A 6860-nucleotide genomic window follows, 5' to 3' on the forward strand; every position below is an offset into this window, starting at 1 on the left:
CACTTGCACTAAAAGCAAGGGATGGGAAACCTGTTGTTTCCCATCCCTTGCTATTTGGATAGCTGCCTATGGTTATTTCCTGCCAACTAGGATCTTAAAGTCCATGGTGACTTGTTTCAGATTCATGTGAACGACTTTTTCTATGCGTTCCCCGGAGGCCCCCCAGGATAACGGCGTCATACCAAGCAATGGCTCCATTAGGGATTCGCTCAGATTAACTTCATATCGAAGGCTTTCAACGCCTGATAAATTGAACTGTTCTTTGAAAAGGTTCGTTGTAAGCGAATTTGAATAACCCTGTTTATCAGATCCCTCGTAAAAGCTTTCTCTCAGCTCTTTTAAATAATCCTCACCAGGGACGACTTTAATCAGCAGACCATTATCGCTAAGCACTCTCTGGAATTCTGAATAATTGGCCGGCGAGAGAATGTTTAGAATGAATTTGAATTGCTGGTTTGCGAATGGACAGTTTGCAATGTCCGCCACACACCAAATCCCATTTGAATATTCGGTTGCGGCAATACGGATTCCCTCTTTTGAAATATCGATCCCTACAGCCATTAGAGGGTTGCTTTTCTTCCGATTGATTTCTATTTGTATGCGATTTATGTGGGACCCTTCCCCACAACCTGCGTCCAATAGGCTTACAGGTTCATTGCCCTGGAATCGACTCATCATGATTTCGCTTAGCGCAGCATATAGGGGATTAAATAAGCCGCTTTTGCAAATTACCCTTCTATATTCGAAGATTCTTTTATCATACTTCGTACTGCTGGCTCGAGACATGAGGTTTATATATCCTTGTTTGGCTATATCAAAACAGTGCTGATTGCCGCAGACTAGACTTTGAAAATGAATTACTTGCATCTGTTTTTCGCATACTGGACATCTAAATATCTCCTGATATTGTTCAATTTGCTCAGCGCTCATCAACTTTTTGCTTTTTTCCAACACAAAAAAGCACCCTTTCATTCGTATTAGGTGAATGAAAAAGGCACAGTCAAATAAACCCAAGCGTTTTTCAAAAAAAAGCTGGGCTATGTGAACTGCGCCTTACATTACTTTAAACGAATGAATTTGATGATCACGGTCAATTCTCCTCATTGTCCTACTTGAAAACACTTATATAGTAACATGTTTCGTTGGATTCTTTCTCAAACATATAAAAAGACGGAAAAGAAATGACAGATCGACCCGGCGATAACAAAGAGATGCCACACCGCATGATGGTAAGGGAATGCTCTCCATACATAAAAGATACTGCCGACTGTATAACACACGCCTCCGATGACCAGAAATACAAGTCCGCCGTAGGCTAAATGATCAGCAATAGCCCTCCATGCAAAGACGATCATCCACCCCATAATGACGTAACCAAGCGTTGATAAGAATAGAAACCTCTTAACAAAGAAACATTTAAACACCACACCGCCAATCGCGATGCCCCAAATCACGCCAAATAAACTCCAACCGAGCGGGCTTCGTATCGATACGAGCAGATAAGGCGTGTAAGTACCGGCAATAAATAAATAAATCGACCCATGATCAAATATCTCAAACAGATCTTTAACTTTTCCTTCCGGAAAGCTATGCAATAAGGTTGATGACATATATAGAATAAACATAAAGAATCCAAAGACGGTAAACGATACGATATGCCAGGCTTCTCCAATATAACTCGCTCTAACAATGAGAAGTACCAGCGCGGCAATACTCAATCCGGCACCAATGCCATGGGTGATCGCGTTAGCTGCTTCTTCTTTTTTGGAAAAGACATGTGTATTTGCCATAGACTCCTCCTGTTTTTATATAAAATTCATTTCCTTGTCCGTATCATAGCATAATGATCGGCTGCCAACCATTCGACACCAAGTAATCCAAAAGTGACAGTAAAGCTTCATACATGCTGTCAATCAATGTCGAAACTTGGAAAATAGTCCTAGTAAATAATTGTAATTTTTGATATATTGGTACAAAACACCTTATGGAGGAGTTATTGTAATGACAGGTTCTCGTATTTTGAAGTGGATCTCAGGAGCATTTGAAATATTTTTAGGTATTCCTGTACTTGGTGGTCTATTTATTATTAGCACAGGATATTCCCCGTTAGTAGTTATGTTAATACTTCATATCATCACATTGATTCTCTCTGCAAAGAACAATGAACCAAAATACGGTTCCATTTTGGGGATTATCACTTCCGTGGTCGGTTGGATACCGTTTGTGGGAATGATTCTGCACATTATTACCGGAATCTTACTTATGGTTACAGCAGCGAAAAAAACATCTAACGTTTAATATTCGCAGCCGACACTATATTAAAATGTTTTCTTATAATCAAAAGCCCGACAGCCCATTATATGCTGCCGGGCTTTTGATTATAAATGACACCTAAATACAGCTATTTTTCTTGTACTTCTGCCAGAGCTCTCTTGAACTATCTTCATCGCCTGCTGTTTTACTCGTCGATTGCATTCTCGCTCATGACCGAGGTTAGAAAAACGATTACCCCTTTGCCTTCTCGTTCAATAATTTCTTTCGCACATGCGTCAATGGTAGGTTTACTCAAAAAAGAGGAGATCGCCAGCAGTTCGGCTGCACCGCCATATCCCTCACTGAAAATTTTTTGTGATTCTGTAAATAATGCTGGGTTGTATGATTCAGCACGTTTACTTTCATCAAGTATATCATCTATTCTAACGTCAAAAATATGAGCTAATTGAGGCAGTTTGGAAATATCGGGCATCGACTCGCCTCTTTCCCAATTACTCACTGCTTGGTAGCTGATGTCAAGTTGGTCAGCCAGACTCATTTGGTACATCCCGGATTCGTTTCCTTAAAGCAGCAATATTACTCCCTACTTTCGACATATCAAACACAGGGATCACCTCTTCATCAGTATACTATTAATACCTATTCCTTACACAATTGACTATCAAGTGATGCTTGAGTTTTATTGCAATTAACTCCTCTTGCAGCAATAAAAAATAGCAGCCATAATGTATCGGCTGCCGTCGTGTTGTTTTCGACTATAACTCTACCATTAGCTCAACATGCTAATCTGAGAACCCTTTTAATAATACTTCTAATTCCGCCGCGTCATATATTTCACCATCACTAATAAATTTCTCTATTTCAATGGTACCGTCATCCATAAACTCAATTTCCCATCTCTGCCCTGGCACTGCAACCTCAACCATAATTGCCTCGCTTCTAATCTTGCTCAGGCGATAAAAAATATAAGGTAACGCTTATTAAGCTTTTATGCGGGCTTTATAAGCCAACAAGCGGGGAGATTACGCTCGGCGTTGTCCTTCAGGATCCCAATTACAACGCCAAGCGAGTTTATTCTGTCGGTGGGCGTTATGTTCGTCACCAAGCGAACAGTTTACATCACCGCGGAATTAAGCAGCCAAGTGATGACCTTCTACCATCAAGGTCATCTTTTTTATTTCCGCCGGCTCGTTCGACAAGAACTGTCACCACTCACGACAAGCTTGAGTTAAACTAGATCTAAACTAGTCTTAAGGGAGGAGAACGGAAATATGGACGTGAAAAGCAAGGTTCAGCTCTATTTAGATCGAATCGGCTATGACGGACCGCTGGACAGAAGCGCTCAAGCGCTCGCAGATCTGCAGGACTGTCATCTTCACGCCGTGCCTTATGAGAATTTGGACATTGTGCACGGCGTGCTGATCTCGCTTGAGATCGATCACCTATTCGATAAAATTGTCGTCAGGCGGCGCGGAGGTTATTGCTTCGAGTTGAACGCGCTGTTCGGATGGCTGCTGCGCGAGCTGGGATACCCTGTAACCGATCTGTTCGCCCGCTTTTGGCGCGACGAGCCGTCCCCTCCTCCGAAACGCCGCCATCAAGTGCTGAAGGTTGAAGCCGAGGACCAAACCTATTTATGTGACGTTGGCGTCGGTGGCATCGTTCCCCGTCGGCCAGTCGCCATGGTCGAGGGGCTTCCGCACCGGCAGGGCGATGAAACTTACCGATTGGACAAGGACCCTTACTACGGCTGGATGCTGTGCGAACTGAAGCATGGAGAATGGTGCCGGCTCTATTCATTCACGGAGGAGCCGCAGCTGCCGAAGGATTACATCATGGCCAGCTATTGGTGCGAGCATGCGCCGGACTCGATCTTTACGAAGGCAGAGATGGTTGCCATCCGCACCCGGGAGGGCCGGAACACGGTGGCCGGGAAGGAATTCCGCCTGTTTGCCCAAGATGGGGTCAACGTGTTCACGCCCCAATCGGACGAAGCATACAAGGAAGCGTTACGCCAGCACTTTGGGATCAAGCTGGACTAGTCGTTTAAATACAAGAACTGCCTATCGTCATTATTCGAATGACAACAGGCAGTTTCTTTGTGTGCGCTAACCCTTCACCGCGCCGACCATGCGCTAATAATTGCTTTTGGAGGAACAGGAAGATGATGACAATCGGCAGAATCGATATAATCTTACCGGCCGCGATATAAGGAAGTTATACGCCAGCGTGCCATTTAGATATTGAAGGGCCGGGCCAAGCGGATACTTGCTTTGATCGTCGAATCCGATCGACGGAGCACTGCCGGAGCTGCGCAGAAACGATAATCGTGCCGACGAAGGAGCAGCTACCGCGGTGGCAATCTGCTCCTAGATGGACTTGAACTAAGTTCCCCGTTTAGTTTACTGTACAGTGCTTTAGTTCTTCCTGAATTTCAATCCACATATCCATTTTTTTTGCTGTCGAGGCAATCTGCTTGTAAAGCTCTTTTGATATTATAATCTTTTCTTGAACAATCGCAGCACAAAGATATTCAAGCGCTACTCCCCATTCACGGTGCTCTATTAATTCGGTTATAAAGGTTTTATCATCTTGGGGTAATTTAAATTGCTCAAGAATTTGCGTCAATTCTTTTTCAATATTCATAATTCATTCACTCCAATACACTTTCAAACTAACGTTACTCGTTAGCTTAGGAAACCATTTTTCTTTAGCTCCGATACGGATTCAGTTAATGACTGACTGGTTTTAATTTCAATAACAACAGACAAATCAGTCCGCTGGGCAAAATTCAATCTGTTATTGATCGGGACGATTCCAGTATATAAAGATTGATGATCAGATTTACCATTATAATCGTGAAGATGCATATGTTTTATCTGATTACTAAAATAAATAAAGATTGATTCTTCATCGAAACCTGCTTTCGCATCGTGACCGACATCCCAGGTAAGATAGAAGTTATTGAATGAACTTAACTGATCAAGTGCTTTTCGAATATGCGGAATATGAAAATTTCCCGTATTCTCAATACATAATTCAACCTCAAAAGTTTTAGCCAAATGATAAAGTTCTGAATACGAATCATAAAGTAATTCTAAAAAATTTGATTCATACTGTTCATTTATCCAGACCTTTGTCTGCGGTAGGGTGAAATAAATCCCATTATTCAAGTGCATGTTCAGTGTTTTTATTCCTGACAAATTTGCCCACTCCATCACTTGTCTGCATCGTTCTAAATGCCCTTTCCTTATTGATGGGTGATAGGAGGATAAATCCATTTCTTCTGGGAGATGAATGGTAAAATCTAATCCGTATTTTTCTTTGTAGTAACTTAATTCCGAATGACTTAATTTCTCTGGTGTGCAGATAGGAAGGTTCATATTTAATTCAATAAATTCTAATCCAAGTGTTTTACATAATTGGACGTTATCAGTTATGGATGTGTATTCAACTAAAGTGGGCATTCCCAATTTCATTTGACATCCTCGATTCTCTTTTAGTATCCTATCTACCTTAAATCATACCATAAAATGGATAATATTATTGATACAAGTTACTTAACTAACCTGCCCGTTACTTCAACGAGCAACGGCAACCGTTCATGTGGTCGGCTGCCGTCATTTCGTGGTGCTATCGTTCCCCTTTACTTCAATGAATCCATATGTACTAATTTTTCTCAAGTATAGCAAGTGAATAAACTGTACCACCAGACTCAGAACAAGACATAGGGTTCTGGCTTACAACTTTCCATCCATCTTGCAACAGTTGATTTAGCTCAGCTAAGTTATTCTTTTTTTCGTTAAAATAATGAATTACGATTGCCTTTTGCATGATATACACCTCCAAAAATTCCAGAAATGACTTTATCGGTATTCCAACGTCAGCTGTTTAGTTACTGAACTATCGTTTCCCGTAAGTTGAAGCACTAAATAAAATAAGTAACCAGTGAAAAAGCTAATAAAACCAAAATAATTAGTACAAAAACGATTGCAAAACTTTTAATAAAACCAAATATAAACGAAGGCTCACTTTTTTGATGTGGACCAAGATAATAATCTCGGATCCATAGAACAACTGTGGTTGCTAAACTTACTTTCACAGCAAATCTAAGTAATTTAAGCAAATACTCCCGTATCGGGATTGAATAGGTTGTAGTCACATTAGTATCTACATGCTTAATAGTATCTGGAATAAATACAATAGCGAGGGCTAGACCGATTAAAAATCCGTAAATTGCCCCCTTTACCAATCTTTTTTCGATTTCGAAAACCTCCTTCACTATATTGTTTATTCAATGTCCTTCTTTTCCCTATCGTTTCTCACCTTTTTAATTCTACCACATATTGGAACTAAACTGCCCGTTAACGTAACAAAGTTGCCGATCGTGTACCGGCAGCTTCATTCAGTTTGGCTATTCAACTCCCTCGGTACGATTCATTTTTCTCACGAATGCTCACTTATTCGCAGGATTTCGCCCTTGCCAGAAAAGAGGAATAAAAGTAAGAGAGCCATTGTAGTAGACCAGAACAACATGAAGGCGTGATGAAATACAGGGAAGGTTATTTCCCCATATTATTCCATAT

General features: G+C 41.2%; 9 protein-coding genes. 2 read left to right on the forward strand and 7 right to left on the reverse strand.

Annotated elements, in window-relative coordinates; translation table 11 throughout:
* Positions 1-72: 72 nt before the first annotated feature.
* Together M3194_RS19245 and trhA are read right to left on the reverse strand one after the other, a co-directional pair.
* Positions 73-954: a putative RNA methyltransferase gene (locus M3194_RS19245; protein ID WP_251655687.1), complete on the reverse strand. Its 882-nt coding sequence runs from the start codon at positions 952-954 to the stop codon at positions 73-75.
* Positions 955-1154: 200 nt separating this feature from the next.
* A complete protein-coding gene (trhA, locus tag M3194_RS19250) occupies positions 1155-1790 on the reverse strand; it encodes a PAQR family membrane homeostasis protein TrhA (protein ID WP_251655688.1) in 636 nt (211 codons plus the stop codon).
* 211 nt (positions 1791-2001) lie between these two features.
* On the opposite strand from trhA, the gene M3194_RS19255 reads away from it, so the two are divergent.
* A complete protein-coding gene (locus M3194_RS19255; RefSeq protein ID WP_251655689.1) occupies positions 2002-2298 on the forward strand; it encodes a hypothetical protein in 297 nt (98 codons plus the stop codon).
* A gap of 160 nt (positions 2299-2458) precedes the next feature.
* Here M3194_RS19255 and M3194_RS19260 read toward each other — a convergent pair whose 3' ends face one another.
* Entirely contained in the window at positions 2459-2812 is a 354-nt protein-coding gene (locus M3194_RS19260) for a helix-turn-helix transcriptional regulator (protein ID WP_251655690.1), read from the reverse strand.
* Between the two features lie 244 nt (positions 2813-3056).
* A complete protein-coding gene (locus tag M3194_RS19265) occupies positions 3057-3200 on the reverse strand; it encodes a hypothetical protein (RefSeq protein WP_251655691.1) in 144 nt (47 codons plus the stop codon).
* A 345-nt stretch (positions 3201-3545) separates the two neighbouring features.
* Here M3194_RS19265 and M3194_RS19270 point away from each other — a divergent pair, with 345 nt between their 5' ends.
* A complete protein-coding gene (locus M3194_RS19270) occupies positions 3546-4316 on the forward strand; it encodes an arylamine N-acetyltransferase family protein (RefSeq protein WP_251655692.1) in 771 nt (256 codons plus the stop codon).
* 355 nt (positions 4317-4671) lie between these two features.
* Here M3194_RS19270 and M3194_RS19275 read toward each other — a convergent pair whose 3' ends face one another.
* The 3 genes from M3194_RS19275 to M3194_RS19285 all read right to left on the reverse strand — a co-directional run bounded on the left by M3194_RS19275 (position 4672) and on the right by M3194_RS19285 (position 6108).
* Positions 4672-4920 carry a MafI family immunity protein gene (locus M3194_RS19275; protein ID WP_251655693.1) on the reverse strand — a complete coding sequence of 83 codons (249 nt, stop codon included), beginning with the start codon at positions 4918-4920 and terminating at the stop codon, positions 4672-4674.
* Between the two features lie 41 nt (positions 4921-4961).
* Positions 4962-5753: a sugar phosphate isomerase/epimerase family protein gene (locus M3194_RS19280; protein ID WP_251655694.1), complete on the reverse strand. Its 792-nt coding sequence runs from the start codon at positions 5751-5753 to the stop codon at positions 4962-4964.
* Positions 5754-5943: 190 nt separating this feature from the next.
* Positions 5944-6108: a hypothetical protein gene (locus tag M3194_RS19285; RefSeq protein WP_251655695.1), complete on the reverse strand. Its 165-nt coding sequence runs from the start codon at positions 6106-6108 to the stop codon at positions 5944-5946.
* Positions 6109-6860: the final 752 nt, after the last annotated feature.

The organism is Paenibacillus glycanilyticus (assembly GCF_023715145.1).
Taxonomy (GTDB): Bacteria; Bacillota; Bacilli; order Paenibacillales; family Paenibacillaceae; genus Pristimantibacillus; species Pristimantibacillus glycanilyticus_A.

Excerpts from the sequence above, each read along its gene's own strand:
- trhA (WP_251655688.1), bottom strand. The coding sequence starts at position 1,790 with ATGGCAAATACACATGTCTTTTCCAAAAAAGAAGAAGCAGCTAACGCG.
- M3194_RS19255 (WP_251655689.1), top strand. The coding sequence starts at position 2,002 with ATGACAGGTTCTCGTATTTTGAAGTGGATCTCAGGAGCATTTGAAATA.
- M3194_RS19260 (WP_251655690.1), bottom strand. The coding sequence starts at position 2,812 with ATGAGTCTGGCTGACCAACTTGACATCAGCTACCAAGCAGTGAGTAAT.
- M3194_RS19265 (WP_251655691.1), bottom strand. The coding sequence starts at position 3,200 with ATGGTTGAGGTTGCAGTGCCAGGGCAGAGATGGGAAATTGAGTTTATG.
- M3194_RS19270 (WP_251655692.1), top strand. The coding sequence starts at position 3,546 with ATGGACGTGAAAAGCAAGGTTCAGCTCTATTTAGATCGAATCGGCTAT.
- M3194_RS19275 (WP_251655693.1), bottom strand. The coding sequence starts at position 4,920 with ATGAATATTGAAAAAGAATTGACGCAAATTCTTGAGCAATTTAAATTA.
- M3194_RS19280 (WP_251655694.1), bottom strand. The coding sequence starts at position 5,753 with ATGAAATTGGGAATGCCCACTTTAGTTGAATACACATCCATAACTGAT.
- M3194_RS19285 (WP_251655695.1), bottom strand. The coding sequence starts at position 6,108 with ATGCAAAAGGCAATCGTAATTCATTATTTTAACGAAAAAAAGAATAAC.